Source organism: Mycobacterium sp. (genome assembly GCF_036488105.1).
In the GTDB taxonomy this organism is placed as follows: Bacteria; Actinomycetota; Actinomycetes; order Mycobacteriales; family Mycobacteriaceae; genus Mycobacterium.
Map to the genome: position 1 here is coordinate 1 of NZ_DASXHW010000153.1, position 15073 is coordinate 15073.

At 66.3% G+C, this 15073-nt stretch carries 16 protein-coding genes; 11 read left to right on the top strand and 5 right to left on the bottom strand.

Going from position 1 to position 15073, the window contains the following annotated elements; all coding sequences use genetic code 11:
• Positions 1–178: 178 nt before the first annotated feature.
• From mtr to VGH54_RS07965, 3 genes are read right to left on the bottom strand one after another with little or no spacing between them, the layout of a single operon-like run.
• Positions 179–1561 carry a mycothione reductase gene (gene mtr, locus VGH54_RS07955; RefSeq protein WP_331511387.1) on the bottom strand — a complete coding sequence of 461 codons (1383 nt, stop codon included), beginning with the start codon at positions 1559–1561 and terminating at the stop codon, positions 179–181.
• Positions 1562–1572: 11 nt separating this feature from the next.
• Entirely contained in the window at positions 1573–2583 is a 1011-nt protein-coding gene (locus tag VGH54_RS07960; RefSeq protein ID WP_331511388.1) for an alpha/beta hydrolase, read from the bottom strand.
• A 36-nt stretch (positions 2584–2619) separates the two neighbouring features.
• The gene (locus VGH54_RS07965; RefSeq protein WP_331511389.1) at positions 2620–3858 is read right to left on the bottom strand and encodes a hypothetical protein; all 1239 of its coding nucleotides are present in this window, start codon (positions 3856–3858) and stop codon (positions 2620–2622) included.
• Between VGH54_RS07965 and mqo the strand changes: the two genes are divergently transcribed.
• From mqo to VGH54_RS08000, 7 genes are all read left to right on the top strand, one after another.
• Entirely contained in the window at positions 3857–5467 is a 1611-nt protein-coding gene (gene mqo / locus VGH54_RS07970; RefSeq protein ID WP_414688669.1) for a malate dehydrogenase (quinone), read from the top strand. The genes VGH54_RS07965 and mqo overlap by 2 nt on opposite strands.
• On the top strand, positions 5464–5922 hold the full coding sequence (locus tag VGH54_RS07975) for a GNAT family N-acetyltransferase (RefSeq protein WP_331511392.1): 459 nt from the start codon (positions 5464–5466) through the stop codon (positions 5920–5922). Before mqo ends, VGH54_RS07975 begins: the two co-directional genes overlap by 4 nt.
• A gap of 4 nt (positions 5923–5926) precedes the next feature.
• The gene (gene cobA, locus VGH54_RS07980) at positions 5927–7141 is read left to right on the top strand and encodes a uroporphyrinogen-III C-methyltransferase (protein WP_331511394.1); all 1215 of its coding nucleotides are present in this window, start codon (positions 5927–5929) and stop codon (positions 7139–7141) included.
• A 33-nt stretch (positions 7142–7174) separates the two neighbouring features.
• Positions 7175–8764: an MFS transporter gene (locus VGH54_RS07985; RefSeq protein WP_331511395.1), complete on the top strand. Its 1590-nt coding sequence runs from the start codon at positions 7175–7177 to the stop codon at positions 8762–8764.
• Between the two features lie 121 nt (positions 8765–8885).
• Positions 8886–9659, top strand: coding sequence for a hypothetical protein (locus tag VGH54_RS07990; protein WP_331511396.1), 774 nt, complete (start codon positions 8886–8888; stop codon positions 9657–9659).
• A complete protein-coding gene (locus VGH54_RS07995; protein ID WP_331511398.1) occupies positions 9656–9922 on the top strand; it encodes a hypothetical protein in 267 nt (88 codons plus the stop codon). Before VGH54_RS07990 ends, VGH54_RS07995 begins: the two co-directional genes overlap by 4 nt.
• Positions 9923–10034: 112 nt before the next feature.
• Positions 10035–11783: a proline--tRNA ligase gene (locus VGH54_RS08000; protein WP_331511399.1), complete on the top strand. Its 1749-nt coding sequence runs from the start codon at positions 10035–10037 to the stop codon at positions 11781–11783.
• Here the strand turns inward: VGH54_RS08000 and VGH54_RS08005 are convergent.
• Both VGH54_RS08005 and VGH54_RS08010 read right to left on the bottom strand, forming a co-directional pair.
• Positions 11780–12238 (bottom strand): ferritin-like domain-containing protein, encoded by a 459-nt coding sequence (locus VGH54_RS08005; protein ID WP_331511400.1) that lies wholly within the window; start codon positions 12236–12238, stop codon positions 11780–11782. The genes VGH54_RS08000 and VGH54_RS08005 overlap by 4 nt on opposite strands.
• Positions 12235–12759: a hypothetical protein gene (locus tag VGH54_RS08010; RefSeq protein ID WP_331511401.1), complete on the bottom strand. Its 525-nt coding sequence runs from the start codon at positions 12757–12759 to the stop codon at positions 12235–12237. The genes VGH54_RS08005 and VGH54_RS08010 overlap by 4 nt, the downstream gene beginning before the upstream one ends.
• Positions 12760–12924: 165 nt before the next feature.
• Between VGH54_RS08010 and rimP the strand changes: the two genes are divergently transcribed.
• The 4 genes from rimP to VGH54_RS30035 form a co-directional block, all read left to right on the top strand.
• On the top strand, positions 12925–13464 hold the full coding sequence (gene rimP / locus VGH54_RS08015) for a ribosome maturation factor RimP (protein ID WP_331511404.1): 540 nt from the start codon (positions 12925–12927) through the stop codon (positions 13462–13464).
• Positions 13461–14504 carry a transcription termination factor NusA gene (gene nusA / locus VGH54_RS08020; RefSeq protein WP_331511402.1) on the top strand — a complete coding sequence of 348 codons (1044 nt, stop codon included), beginning with the start codon at positions 13461–13463 and terminating at the stop codon, positions 14502–14504. Before rimP ends, nusA begins: the two co-directional genes overlap by 4 nt.
• Positions 14505–14688: 184 nt before the next feature.
• Complete coding sequence (locus VGH54_RS08025; protein WP_414688670.1) at positions 14689–14934, top strand: DUF448 domain-containing protein; 246 nt, start codon at positions 14689–14691, stop codon at positions 14932–14934.
• Between the two features lie 77 nt (positions 14935–15011).
• Positions 15012–15073, top strand: a 62-nt coding sequence (locus tag VGH54_RS30035) for a translation initiation factor IF-2 N-terminal domain-containing protein (RefSeq protein WP_414688671.1), incomplete at its 3' end; no start/stop codon positions are given.

The following is a 15073-nucleotide window of genomic DNA, read 5'->3' on the forward strand; positions in this document are numbered from 1 at the left end:
GGTGCTCCGATTGCCAGAGCAGTCGCAATTGCGATGCGCACTGGCAGTACCTGCTGAACAACCAGGCGTGGCTCCTGCACCTGCAATGTCCCAACTGTGGTCATCTGTGGTCGATCGACAGCCGCCGCGGTCGATCGTCAAGCACCGCCGCCTAACCCGCCGCGCCTAGGCACGGACGTCAGTCTGACAGTCCCAATAGGGCGTTTTCGACGACTTCTGGCAGCGCGGGGTGAATCCAGTACTGGCCGCGCGCCATCTCGTGCACGCTCAGGCCAAAGGTCATCGCCTGAATCAGCGGCTGGATGATCGACGAGGCTTGGTGTCCCATGATGTGCGCGCCGAGCAGTTGACCGGTCTTGGAGTCGGAGATGAGTTTCACGATGCCGACGGTGTCCTCGGTCGCCCAGCCGTAGGCGACGTCCGCGTAGTCCTGGATTTTGCAGGACACGTCGAAACCCTTTGCAACAGCTTCGTTCTCGGTCAATCCGACGTAGGCGATCTGCGGATCGGTGAACACCGCGGCGGGAACATAGCGGTGGTCGGTGGCGACCATCGCTTTGGTGTCGTCCCAGTCGCGCAGCAGGTTGCGCTGCACGACACGTGCTTCATGGTTGGCAACATGCTTGAGCTCATACGGCGACGACACATCGCCGAGCGCGAAGACGTTACGCGCGGAGGTCCGTTGGTATTCGTCGACAACGATGCGGCGATCGTCCATCTCGATTCCGGCTATGTCGGCGGCCAGCCGATCGCCGTTGGAGCGCCGTCCGGTAGCCACCAGCACGGCATCGGCCTGTAGCTCCGAGCCGTTGTCGAGTTCCAGCACGATGCCGGAACGGTTTTCGTGCGAGCCGAGAATGTTGCGGTGGCTGCGCACTTCCCACTTGCTCGACGCGATGCGGGTGAACCGCCTGGATAGGGTGTCGTCCAGATGCCGCAGCAGCGAGCCGCCGCGGATCACCATCGTGATCCGGACGCCGAGTGCGGAGAAGATGTGGGCGAATTCGCATGCGACGAAACCGCCGCCGACGATTACCAGGTGTTTCGGCAGTTCCGGTATCCGCATGATGTCGTCACTGGTGTAGTAGCGCACCCCGCAGTCCAGGATGGCCGGCGGAATCTCCGCTCGCGCGCCCGCGGCGATCACCACCTTTTCGGCGGTGAACTCCTCACCGTCATCAGTGCGCAGGAGATAGCGGCCGTCGTCCTGGACCGCAGCGAAGCGGGTGTGCGTGTCGTAGACATCGAGGTTGGGCTGAGCGCGCCGGTAGTCCTCACCGCCGATCGCGATCGGGTCGATGCGTCCGAACACGCGCGACACGATGTCGTCCCATCGCACCCGGTCGACGTGTGCGTCGATGCCGTAACGCGCTGCGGAGCGGATGGTTTCGGCAACCTCGGCGGCGTAGACGAACATCTTGGTCGGAATGCACCCGACGTTGAGGCACGTTCCGCCGAAGGTTCCCTGCTCGCAGATCGCGACCCGCTTCTTGGCGTAGCGGTCGTCGAGAATGCTATTGCCGGAGCCTGTTCCGATGATCGCCAGGTCGTAGCTTTCCATCCGGTAGTCCTTCAGCCGTTCTGAGAAGCGACGTTGGAGGCCGCACCCAGGTAGTCGTCCAGCCAGCTGTCCAGGTGCTGGTACGCAACCTTGCGCGGCTGCGGCATCGACAGGAACACATCATGCTTGGCATCGACCACCGGGACGATCGTGCTGCGGTTGCCGATGCAGCCTGCCCAGCGGGCGATGTGCTTGACGTCGAGAACCGCGTCGCCGCACTGGAGGGCGATCGCATCGGAGGCCTCGATCACGCTGTGGTCCGAACGCAGAATCAGATTCGGCACGCCGACATCGAGCCCGCGGTGCAGCTTGGTCTGGCCACGCCGCACCGCGGACAGCCAGCCGAAGGTAATGGGGAAGCCGCCCAACGGTTTCCATTGCAGGTCGTAGTCGAACTCGCCGTGGTAGTCACGATGCAGGCTCGCACCATAGCCGCCGCCGGTCTCGCTCGGGCCGCGGGCGACCCGTTTGTCGCCGAAGCGTGCGATCGCGGCGATCAGCGCTCTCGTCGGTGGCCAGCGAAGCGGCATCGGGCCGGGCAGATCCAGAAAAGGACTGTTGAGCACCAGGCCCGCTACCCGGTTACGGGTGGTCGCGCCGCGTTGCCGCATCCGGTCCAGCCACAGCGAGACGATCAGCCCGCCGGCGGAGTGGCCGTATACCAGCACACGGGCTGAACCTGTCTCCTCGCCGATGATTTCCAGTGCGCGATCGAGCTCGCGGTCGTAGCAGGCCAGGTCGGTGGTGAAGTGCGGGGTCAGCCCGCTGCGCGACGAGCGCCCGCACTTGCGCAGGTCCAGCGCATAGAAGGCGATGCCGCGGCCGGCGAAATGGTCGGCCAACGCGGTGTGGAAGAAGTAGTCGGTGTACCCGTGCACTGCCAGGACCGCATCTGAGGCCGGCGCGGCGTCGCCGCGACGCAGCAGCGTCGCGTCGATGTCGCCCTCGCCGTCGGGGTCGTCACCCAGCGGAATGGTGCGTTGCCAGTAGCCGGGCAGGACATCGGGCTGCCAGCCAGTCACGCACGCCAGCTTAAAGCGTGGTCGCCGTCGGACCCGCTAGCCGCGGCCGGGGTAGGGCAGCGCCGCGATGACGCCGCCGGCGTTGAGCGGCGGCCCGAGCAGCACTGTCGACGCGTTGGCGGCCGGGTCATAGTCGAACAACGTCTGGCCGCCGCCGCACGAGGCTCGACCCTGCACGATGAGATGGCCAGCATTGGGACCGATCACGCGGATACTGCTGTGCGGGTCGACACCGGGCACGTCCACCCGCGTCGTGGTGCCGCCGACTCCGCTGAGCTTGCCAAGGTATTCGCTGCCGCACGCACCCGCGACTTGCACGAACGTGTCCGACGGGAGCTGCCATGCGTTGAGATCGCCGTAGTCGGGTCCCTGCCCGTTCAGCGGTGCGGTCAGCGCGGTGGGCCGCGCGCCATTGATCGGGACCAGCCATAGTCGGGCCGGGCCGTGGCCACGGCAGCGGGCGACGACTGTCGAGTTCGCGTCCCACCACCGGGTTGGCGCGCAATCCTGGGCGCCGGTGATCGGCAGTGTCTTGCCTGTGGTCCCGTCATTGCCCATCAGTGCCAGCCCGGTCGCCATGCCGAGCACCAGCTGGGTCCCGTCGGGTGTGGACAGGTACGACCCCTGAAAGTCTCGGCCCACCGGGTAGGTGAGCTCTGGCCGGCCGGTGAGGTCAACTCGCTTGAGCCAGTCAGCCTCGGCGCCGTTTGACTTGGCCAGCAATATGGCCTTGCCCTGCGGACGCGAATACCGCGCCGCGACGTCAAAGCTGTTGGCGCCGTTGTCGATAGTGAACGAGGCCCGCGCGCCGCTACGCAGGTCGACGGTGGTGACCGTGTAAGCCCCCGAAGGTGCGGGCGCGGTTGCGTAGAAGAGAGCGTGGGTTCCGTCGCCTGACCAGTCGGCGAGCGTCGGGCTCGGTCCCGCACCGGGCGGCGGGAAGCTGGTGATCGGGTAGCGACCACCTGCCGGGTCAACCAGGTACAGCGTGGTGGTCGCCGTCGCGGGTGTGGGTTCTCCCGGCGACAGATCCCCGCCGGGCCGCCGGCCGGGAACTTGACTCCAGGTCGCCAGCAGCCAGCCGGGGCCGATCTGCGTCCACGGGATGGTGCTGATCGCGGCCTCGACACCGCGCGCCGCGGCCTGGGTGACCGGCGTCGGCGTCGATGTCACGGGGCTGCCGGACACGGCGTTGTCGTGATGGGCCGATGCGGAACATCCGCCGACCAGCACCGCCGCCAGCGCGACCGCAGCGGTTCGATTTCGCCAGGTCATGGCCACAGCGTCTCAGACTGCGCAGACCGGCGGGTCAGAAGCGGCCGAGATAACCTGGCAGCGATCGGTAAAGCCCGCTCCAACGCAAAGGACGATCGGCTCGGTGTCAGACCCGCAGGTAAGCACAACTTCGAAGGTCGACGCCGTGCTGGTCGGGACCGGGATCATGAGCGCGACGTTGTCGGCGCTGCTGCGCCGGTTGGAGCCGAGCTGGTCGATCACCGTGGTCGAGCGGCTCGACGGTGCCGCGGCCGAAAGCAGCGACCCGTGGAACAACGCCGGCACCGGACATGCGGGGCTTTGCGAGCTGTTCTATACGCCGCAGCTGCCGGACGGTTCGATCGACATCGCCAAAGCGGTGCGGGTCAACGAGGAATTTCAGGTCACCCGTCAGTTCTGGGCCTACGCGGCGGAGAACGGCATGGTGTCGGACGTCCGCGGCTTTCTCAACCCGGTTCCGCATGTCAGCTTTGTACAAGGCGCCGAGCGCGTCGACTATCTCCGCCGGCGCCGCGAGGCGCTGGCCGATAATCCGCTCTTCGCCCGCACCGAGTGGATCGAGGACGCTGACGAATTCGCTCGCCGGCTGCCCTACATGGCTGCCAAACGCGACCTCGCGGGACCTTCTGCACCCATTGCGCTCAGTTGGGCCGCCGACGGCACCGACGTCGACTTCGGCGCGCTGTCCCGGCAGCTGATCGGCTACGGCGTGCGCAACGGGACCCTGGTGTTGTTCGGACACGAGGTCCGCAATCTGTCGCGTCGGCGCGACGGCAGTTGGGCGGTGGCAGTGCACAATCGTCGTACCGGCGAAAACCGAACGCTGGAGGCTAAATTCGTCTTTGTCGGCGCGGGCGGGCAAGTGCTGCCGTTGCTGCAGAAGTCCGGCATCAAGGAAGCCAAGGGCTTTGGCGGCTTCCCGATCGGCGGACGATTCCTGCGCAGTGACAACCCCGCGATCACCGGCGCGCACCGGGCCAAGGTCTACGGCTTGCCGGCACCGGGCGCGCCCGCGATGACGGCGGCGCACCTGGACGCCCGCATCGTGAACGGCAAGCCGTGGCTGCTGTTCGGGCCGTTCGCGGGATGGTCGCCGAAATTCCTCAAGCAGGGCCATGTCAGCGATCTGCCGCGATCGGTCCGGCCGGGCAATCTGGCCACCATGCTTGGGGCCGGCGCCAGCCAGCTGGGGCTGGTCAGCTATCTGATCGGCCAGTTGCGACAGTCGGAGGCCAAGCGGGTCGAGACCTTGCGCGAATTCGCGCCCAGCGCAGTCGATTCCGACTGGAAGCTGACGACCGCCGGACAGCGGGTTCAGGTGATCCGACCGCGCAAGCGTCGAGGGGGCGTGCTCGAATTCGACACCACCGTGCTTTGCGCCGTCGATGGCGGCATCGCCGGATTGCTCGGCGCGTCACCGGGTGCGTCGACTGCGGTGTCGGCGATGCTCGGGGTGCTGCAGCGCTGCTTTGCCGACCGCTACCAGAGCTGGCTGCCAACTCTCAAGGAGATGGTGCCGTCGCTGGGGGCTACCTTGTCCGAAGAGCCGGTGCTATTCGAGGAGTTGCGGTCGTGGAGCAACAAGGCGCTGGCGCTGGGGGACTCATGAGCGTCGCATCGCGCCGCGCCTGGGCCAAAGACCTCAATGTGCCAACCCTTTACGCGCTACTGAAACTGCGGGTGGAGGTCTTCGTGGTCGAGCAGGCCCGCCCGTATCCCGAACTCGACGGGCGTGACCTGCTGGCCGAGACACGTCACTTCTGGCTGGCGGAGCCCGACGGTGAGGTGATCTGCACGCTGCGGCTGATGGAGGAGTACCCGGGCGGGCACAAGGCATTCCGGCTCGGGCGGTTGTGCACCAAACGCAGCGCGCGCGGCGAGGGCCACACCACCCGGTTATTACGTGCGGCGTTGGCCGAAGTCGGCGACTACCCGTGCCGGATCGACGCTCAGGTATATCTGGCGGACATGTACTCGCAGCATGGATTCGTCCGAGACGGTGACGACTTCCTCGACGACGGTGTTCCGCACGTGCCGATGCTGCGGCCCGGCGCGCCGGTCTGAGGTCATGGTCACCGCATCGGAGAACCCGTATTTGGTTGGCCTGCGGCTGGCCGGGAAGAAGGTCGTCGTGGTAGGCGGCGGCAGCGTCGCCCAACGCCGGCTCCCGTTACTCGTCGCCAGCGGAGCGGACGTGCACGTCGTTGCCCGCAGCGCCACTCGCTCGGTCGAGGCGATGAGCGGAATCACGTTGGCACTGCGTGACTATCGCGATGGTGACCTCGCCGACGCCTGGTATGCGATTGTGGCCACCGACGATCCCGAGGTGAACGCCGCGGTGGTGGCCGAAGCGGATCGCAACCGAATCTTCTGTGTTCGCGCTGATATCGCGATCGAGGGCAGCGCGGTGACCCCCGCGTCGTTCGAGTACGCGGGGCTGTCGGTGGGAGTGCTGGCGGGTGGTGAGCACCGTCGCTCGGCGGGCATCCGCTCGGCGATCCGCGAGGCACTACAGCAGGGCGTGATTTCGCTCGAGAGCTTCGAAAGCACCGACGTGGTGCGCGGCGGGGTGGCGCTGATCGGCGGCGGCCCCGGCGATCCGGAACTGATCACCGTGCGGGGCCGGCGGCTGCTCGCGCAGGCCGACGTCGTCGTCGCCGACCGGCTGGCGCCGCCGGAGCTGCTCGCGGAGCTGCCACCGCATGTTGAGGTGATCGACGCCGCCAAGATCCCATACGGCCGGGCGATGGCCCAGGACGCCATCAACGCCGTGATGATCGAACGGGCTCGAGCCGGCCAATTCGTGGTCCGGCTCAAAGGGGGAGACCCATTCGTATTCGCCCGCGGTTACGAAGAGCTGCTGGCCTGCGTCGACGCCGGCATCCCGGTGACGGTCGTGCCTGGTGTGACCAGTGCCATAGCGGTGCCGGCATCGGCCGGTGTTCCGGTCACGCACCGCGCGATCAATCACGAGTTTGTGGTCGTCAGCGGGCATGTTGCGCCGGATCATCCCGAATCGTTAGTGAATTGGGACGCATTAGCTGCGATGACCGGGACCATTGTTTTGCTGATGGCGGTCGAGCGCATCGAGCTGTTCGCCGAAGTCTTATTAAAGGGCGGCCGACCTGCGGATACGCCGGTTCTAGTTGTCCAACAAGGTACGACGGCGGCCGAGCACACTTTGCGGGCCACGCTGGCCGACGCGCCGGAAAAGATCCGTTCGGAGGGTATTCGACCTCCCGCGATCATCGTTATCGGCTCGGTGGCCGCCTTCGGCATTTAAAAGATCCCTAAGATTACTGTAGGGTAAGTTCTTATGACGGCTCTCAACGATGCAGAGCGGGCTGTCCAAAAATGGACGACTGAACCCTCGAAGCGAGCAGTTCACATGCCCCAACCGCACCCGGAAAAGACCGCCGAGTTGACTCCGACCAAGACTTCCACGACATGGCTGCCGACGCGCCGATTCTTCGCCGCGGTCATCGCCATCGCCGGGATGCAGCTGATGGCGACCATGGACGGCACCATCGCGATCGTTGCGCTTCCCAAGATCCAGAATGAGCTGAGCCTGTCTGACGCCGGCCGCAGTTGGGTCATCACCGCCTACGTACTGACCTTCGGTGGCTTGATGCTGCTGGGTGGCCGCCTCGGCGACACCATCGGCCGCAAGCGGACCTTCATCGTCGGCGTCTCGCTGTTCACCATCGCGTCTGCGCTGTGCGGCATCGCCTGGGATGACGTCACCTTGGTTATTGCCCGGTTGCTCCAAGGTGTGGGCGCCGCGATCGCCTCGCCAACCGGCTTCGCACTGGTCGCCACAACGTTCGCCAAGGGGCCGGCACGCAACGCGGCCACCGCGGTCTTCGGGGCGATGACCGGTGTCGGCTCGGTGATGGGCCTGGTCGTCGGTGGAGCGCTCACCGAGGTGTCCTGGCGGCTGGCGTTTTTGGTGAATGTGCCGATCGGGCTGGTGATGATCTACCTGGCCCGCACCGCGCTGCGGGAAACCAACCGCGAACGGATGAAACTCGACGCGGCCGGGGCTGTGCTCGCGACGTTGGCCTGCACCGCCGCGGTGTTCGCCTTTTCGTCGGGTCCCGAAGCGGGCTGGATTTCGCTCACCACGATCGGTTCGGCCGCGGTGGGGCTCATCGCGTTCGTCGCATTCGCCTTCGTCGAGCGCTCGGCCGAGAACCCCGTCGTCCCGTTCAACTTGTTCTTCGACCGCAACCGGCTGGCCACATTCGCCGCGATCTTCATGGCTGGTGGGGTGTTGTTCACCGTCACCGTGCTGGTGGCCATTTACGTGCAGGACATCATGGGTTACAGCGCGCTGCGCGCGGGTGTCGGCTTCATCCCGTTCGCGATTGCGATGGGCATCGGGTTGGGCGGCTCGTCGCAGTTGGTGTCGCGCTTCCAGCCGCGGGTCGTGGTCATCGCCGGTGGAGCACTGGTGGTCGGCGCCATGATCTACGGGTCGACCTTCAACGGCCGCATGCCGTACTTCCCGAACCTGATCGTGCCGGTCGTGATCGCAGGTATCGGTATCGGCATGATCGTTGTGCCGGTGGCGCTCTCGGCGATCGCGGGCGTCGGTTTCGACCAGATCGGACCGACCTCGGCCATCGCGCTGATGCTGCAAAACCTCGGTGGCCCAGTGGTTCTCGCCGTCATCCAGGCCGTCATCACGTCGCGCACGCTGTACTTGGGCGGCACCAACGGCCCGGTGAAGAACATGAACGCCGCTCAGTTGAATGCCCTTGACCACGGTTACACTTACGGGTTGCTGTGGGTGGCCGGCGTCGCCGTGATCGTCGGCGGGGTGTCGCTGCTGATCGGCTACACCGCCGAGCAGGTGGCGCACGCGCAGGAAGTCAAGGACGCCATCGACGCCGGCGAGCTCTAGCTCGTATTCCGGAAAGTCCCCCGCCAGACACCCAACGTTTCCGTTGATTTCGCCTTTGGCTGCCATCGTTGGCGCGGTCGTCGCGAAGGCGGTCAATCACCTCGACTAAGGACATCGGGTGATGAGCAGCGGAGCGTTGTTTCTAGCGGTGTTCTTAGCCTGTGCTGTCGAGGCGGTCGAGGCATTGACCATCGTGCTGGCCGCCGGGACCGGCCGCGACTGGCGCTCCGCGATCAGTGGGATGGTGTCCGGCGTCGTCGTCTTGACGGTCGTAGTGGCGGTCCTCGGGCCGGCGTTGACCATGATGCCATTAGGTGCCTTGCGGCTGGTTGTCGGCGGGCTGCTGGTCATCTTCGGCTTGCAGTGGCTGCGCAAGGCCGTCCTGCGTGCCAGCGGGATTAAGCCGTTGCGTGACGAGAACGCCTGCTACGCCATCGAACTCGCGGCGGCCAAGGCCGCGCAGGCGGGGCGGCATGCCGTCGTCGGCGACTGGTACTCGTTCTGCTTGTCCTTCAAAGGTGTTGTGCTTGAAGGTCTGGAGGTCGCCTTCGTCGTCGTGACGTTTGGGGCCAACCAAGGCAACATGCCGCTGGCCGTGGTCGCCGCCGTGGTCGCGTTGCTCGTCGTCACCATCGCAGGGGTTGCGGTCCGGGCACCGCTGAGCCGCGTTCCGGAGAACACCATGAAGTTCGCCGTCGGAGTCATGCTGACCTCGTTTGGTGTGTTCTGGGGAGCCGAAGGCGCCGGCGCAGAATGGCCTGGCGCGGACGCTGCACTCTTAGTCCTGGTCCCGGTCGTGACGGGCTTCGCGTTGGCGCTTGTCGCCGTGTTGCGGCGCCTTGCGGCACAGCCGATTACGCGGTTACCGGACAGTGTGCATCAGGTTCCGGCATGAAGCGCCGCGCCTCCGCATTCGTCGGTTTCTGGTATGACTTCGTGGTCGGCGACGACTGGAGCGTGGCGGTCGGGGTGATCGCCGCGCTGGCCCTCACCCATGGCCTGAGCGCGACCGCGATGCCTGTGTGGTGGGTGCTGCCGGCCGCTGTTGCGGTGGTGCTTGCGCTCAGCGTGGGGCGGGTAGCCCGTCGCGCGGCAACCGATCACCAGACCACCGCTGCGACACGGCCGACAAACGCTGAGCCGGACATCGCCGCTTAGCCCTACACCCCGGTGTTTCACCACACAGCAGCCGGGGCTGTAATCCCTCGCTGACCATTGCCATGACTGCTGTTTGGCAATCAACTCTCACCAGCAGTTAGGCTGGCGCGCTGTGATCACCCGGATGTCAGAGTTGTTCTTGCGCACGCTGCGCGACGACCCCGCCGAAGCCGAAGTTGCCAGCCACAAGCTGTTGATCCGCGCCGGCTACGTCCGACCGATCGCGCCTGGCCTCTACAGCTGGTTGCCACTGGGCCTGCGGGTGCTGCGCAAGATCGAGCGGGTCGTGCGCGAGGAGATGAATGCGATCGGCGGCCAGGAGATCCTGTTCCCGGCCCTGCTGCCGCGGGGTCCCTATGAGACCACCAACCGGTGGACCGAGTACGGCGATGGCGTGTTCCGGCTTCAGGACCGCCGCGGCAACGATTACCTGCTCGGCCCCACCCACGAAGAGCTCTTCACCTTGACGGTCAAGGGCGAGTACAGCTCCTACAAGGACTTTCCGCTGACGCTCTACCAAATCCAGACCAAGTACCGTGACGAGGCGCGTCCGCGCGCCGGCATCCTGCGCGGCCGCGAGTTCGTCATGAAGGACTCCTACTCCTACGACATCGACGACGCCGGCCTCAAGAACGCCTACCACGCACACCGTGAGGCCTACCAACGCATCTTCGGCCGCCTCGACGTCGATTACGTCATCGTGTCCGCCGTATCGGGCGCGATGGGTGGCTCGGCATCCGAGGAGTTTCTGGCCGAAAGCCCGATCGGCGAGGATACCTTCGTCCGTTGCCTGGAATCCGGTTACGCCGCCAACGTCGAGGCCGTGGTCACCGCCCGGCCGGAAGCCCTGCCCGTTGACCGACTGCCCGAGGCGGTGGTCCACGACACCGGCGACACCCCGACCATCGCGACCTTGGTCGAATGGGCCAACGGAGCGGGACTGGGTCGCAGCGTCAACGCTGGCGACACCCTGAAGAATGTCCTGCTCAAGGTGCGCCAACCGGGCGGCGACTGGGAGCTACTGGCGATCGGGGTGCCCGGTGACCGCGAGGTCGACGACAAACGGCTCGGCGCCGCGCTCGACCCTGCCGAGTACGCGTTGCTCGACGACGCCGACTTCGCCAAATACCCCTTCCTTGTGAAGGGTTATATCGGCCCGAAAGCACTGCTGGCCAACGGTGTTCGATACCTGGTCGATCCGCGGGTGGTGGACGGCACCAGCTGGATCACCGGCGCCGACCAGCCCGGCAAGCATGTCGTCGGCCTGGTGGCCGGCCGCGATTTCACCGCCGACGGCACGATCGAGGCCGCCGAAGTGCGCGACGGCGACCCGTCTCCCGACGGCGCCGGGCCGCTGGTCTCGGCCCGCGGGATCGAGATCGGTCACATCTTCCAGCTCGGCCGCAAATACACCGATGCCTTCGCCGTCGACGTGCTCGGCGAGGACGGCAAACCGGTGAGGCTGACCATGGGCTCCTACGGGGTCGGGGTGTCGCGGCTGGTGGCGGTCATCGCCGAACAGCAGCACGACGAGCTGGGACTGCGCTGGCCGTCGGAGGTTTCGCCGTTCGATGTGCATCTGGTGATCGCCAACAAGGACGCCGAAGCGCGGGCGGGGGCCACCGCCCTGGCCACCGATCTGGATCGGCTGGGCATCGAGGTGTTGCTCGACGACCGGCAGGCATCGCCCGGCGTGAAGTTCAAGGACGCCGAGCTGCTCGGTGTGCCGTGGATCGTTGTGGTGGGCCGTGGCTGGGCAGACGGAAAAGTGGAGCTGCGCAACAGATTCAGCGGTGAGACCCGCGAGCTGACGGCCGGCGCCGGGCTGGCCACCGACATCACCGCGACGGTCGCCGGCTAGTCGGCGCCGGGGAAGGCCGTGGTGATCGGCCAATCGCCTTGCGCCTGCTTCCATTTGGCGGCCAGCACCGCGCTCTGGGTCAGCGCCGTCACGGCGAACGTGCGGTCCTGGTCGCTCTGAGCCTGCTCGACGACCGCGCGCCAGACCGCCGCGGTGTCCTTCTCCATGCGCGCGGCCAGTCGCGCCGCATCGCTGGGGTTGTTGACCGGCATCGGCAGTTGATAACCCGCAGCGGCCACCGGAGCCGTCACCGAGCGGCCGGTCAGCGTCGTGATGACCGCGTCGCGCCTTTGCCGGTGCTGATTCAGCGCCGACGACACCAGGGTGTTCACCTCGGGTGCGCAGTGCGCCGACACAATGCCGTAGCCGTAGATCACGGCGTGCTCGTTGTTCAGCGCAGCGCACAGCGCGGTGTCGTACGGCGTGGCGGCCGGTGACGGTTCAGCGGACGTCACGACGATGTGGTCCCGAATTCCAGCGCGACGCTGTGGGACGCGGTGCAGGAGGCGGCGATCGAGCCGAGCAGGCCGGCACGATAACCCGACGAGGTGCCCGCCAGCTGCCGGGCACTGTCTGCCGACGCCCGCAACGACCGGATCACGTCGGCCAGCGGCGGCGGGGAAGCCGCGACGGCAGGCGTGGTGGTCGGCGCGGGCATCTCGCGAGACGTTGACGTCGGGTTGACTGCCAGTCGCGCGATTTCCGTCGTCAGCGCCTGCGCATGTTTGGTGCGTTCGGCGGCGACTTCGGTCAGCGCGGCGTTCACCGGCTGCGACGCGCCCACTGCCGCCGCGGTGGCCAGTTCGCTGTCTTGCCGGGCCAATGTCAGCTGTGCTTCGAGTTCGTCGACGGCCGGCGGCGCGGGCGGTGAACTACACGCCGGCACTGCCATTCCGAGCACCGCCAGCGTCGCGCCGCCCACCAGGACCCGTCGCCTGCTGACGATCGGATCGAAACCAGGCTCGGGGTGCAGCACAGCAACATCCTGCCATTGCCGGGGCAGCCGCCTGTAACGCCAGGTGAAGTCGCCGCGAACACGTCTTACAACGGCTTCCTGGCGTATCGTTAAAGGCTGCTCCGCGTGCTGATCGCTCGCGCCGCAGGGCTGGCTGACCGGACAACTCAAGATGAGGAGCTCGCCGTGACCACCGAGCTACCGTCACAGACGCAGGTGATCGAGCTGCTCGATGGTGAGTTCGCGCGCGCAGGTTACGAAATTGAGGACGTCGTCATCGATGCGCGGGCGCAGCCGCCGCGGATAACCGTGATCGCCGATGGCGACACCGCACTCGATCTGGACACCATCGCCGTACTCTCTCGCTCGGCGTCGAGCCTGCTGGACGCGGCGCCCGACCTCGACGGCAGCTACGTCTTGGAAGTGACCTCACCAGGGGTCGACCGCCCGCTGACCAGCGACAAGCACTTTCGCCGCGCGCGGGGCCGCAAGGTCGAGTTGGCCATGGCAGACGGGACACAGGTCACCGGTCGAGTCGGCGAGTTGCACGACGGCACGCTGAGCCTGGTGGTTCGCGACGACCGCGCCCGCGACTGGGCAGTGCGGCCGATCTCGCTCGACGGTATCTCGAAAGCTGTTGTCCAGGTGGAGTTTTCGCCTCCTCCTCAACGAGAGATGGAGCTGGCTACGGTCGATCGAAGCGTGGAGACGGAGGGCAGAACATGAACATCGACATGGCCGCTCTGCACGCGATAGTGGTGGAGCGAGGCATCTCGTTCGACGACTTGCTCGAGGACGTCAAGGCCGCCGTGCTGAGCGCATACCGGCACACCGAGGGGCATCAGCCCGACGCGCACATCGACATCGACCGCAAAACGGGTTCGGTCCGTGTGGTTGCTCGCGAACTCGACGAAGACGGCAACGTGGTCAGCGAATGGGAGGACACCCCGGAGGGTTTCGGGCGCATCGCCGCCACCACCGCACGACAGGTCATGCTGCAGCGTCTCCGGGACGCCGAGAACGAGCGGACCTATGGGGAATTCTCCACCCACGAGGGCGAGATCGTCGCCGGCGTGATCCAACGCGACAGCCGGGCCAATTCGCGTGGTCTGATCGTCGTTCGGATGGGCAGCGAGATCAAGGGGTCCGAAGGGGTGATCCCGGCGGCTGAGCAGGTTCCGGGTGAGGCATACGAGCACGGCGACCGGGTGCGCTGCTACGTGGTGGGCGTCAGCCGCGGCGTGCGCGAGCCGGTGATCACGTTGTCGCGCACCCACCCCAACCTGGTACGCAAGCTGTTCTCGCTGGAAGTCCCCGAGATCGCCGAAGGCTCGGTGGAGATCGTGGCGGTGGCACGCGAAGCCGGTCACCGCTCGAAGATCGCGGTCGCTTCACGCGTTCCTGGCCTGAACGCCAAGGGCGCCTGCATCGGACCGATGGGTCAGCGGGTGCGCAACGTGATGAGCGAGCTGTCCGGGGAGAAGATCGACATCATCGACTTCGACGAAGACCCCGCGCGCTTCGTCGCCAACGCGTTGTCGCCGGCCAAGGTCGTCTCGGTCACCGTGATCGACCAGAATGCCCGGGCCGCCCGGGTAGTGGTGCCCGACTTCCAGCTGTCACTGGCCATCGGCAAGGAGGGCCAGAATGCGCGGCTGGCCGCCCGGCTCACCGGCTGGCGGATCGACATCCGCGGCGACTCGCCCGACCAGGAGGCCGACCATCCTGAGCACGGCGCGGCCCACGGACTCGCGCACGATCACTAGCACGGCGGCAACGCAGACCGCAGCCGTGCGGGTGGTTCTGACCATCGGTTGGGTGCAGGTAAACTAAGCCGTGGTCCAGCGCGAGATTTCGGCCTCGGCGCATCGACGCACCGAAGGACCGGTGCGGACATGTGTCGGTTGCCGAAAGCGAGAGTTGGCCGTCGAACTGCTCCGAGTGGTTGCTGTGTCGGCCGGGAACGGTAAATATGCCGTGACCGTTGACCCAGCGGGTACTCTGCCGGGGCGGGGTGCATGGCTGCATCCCGTTCCACAGTGCGCCAGAGAAGCAATCCGGCGGCGAGCTTTTGCTCGAGCGTTGCGCATCGCCGGCGCACCGGATACGTCAGCGGTGGTCGAGCACATCGAGCTTTCGATGCGCCCGACTATCCAGCCAACAGAACAGGCAGCAAAGAACATGAGCACACCGTGAAGTCCCGATGACCATGCGTCATAGCTAAACCCGAGGCGCGGCCTACTACCGCTGTCGCCTCATAGACAGGAGATGTAGTGGCAGGCAAGGCCCGCGTACACGAGTTGGCTAAGGAACTCGGTGTTACCAGCAAGGAAGT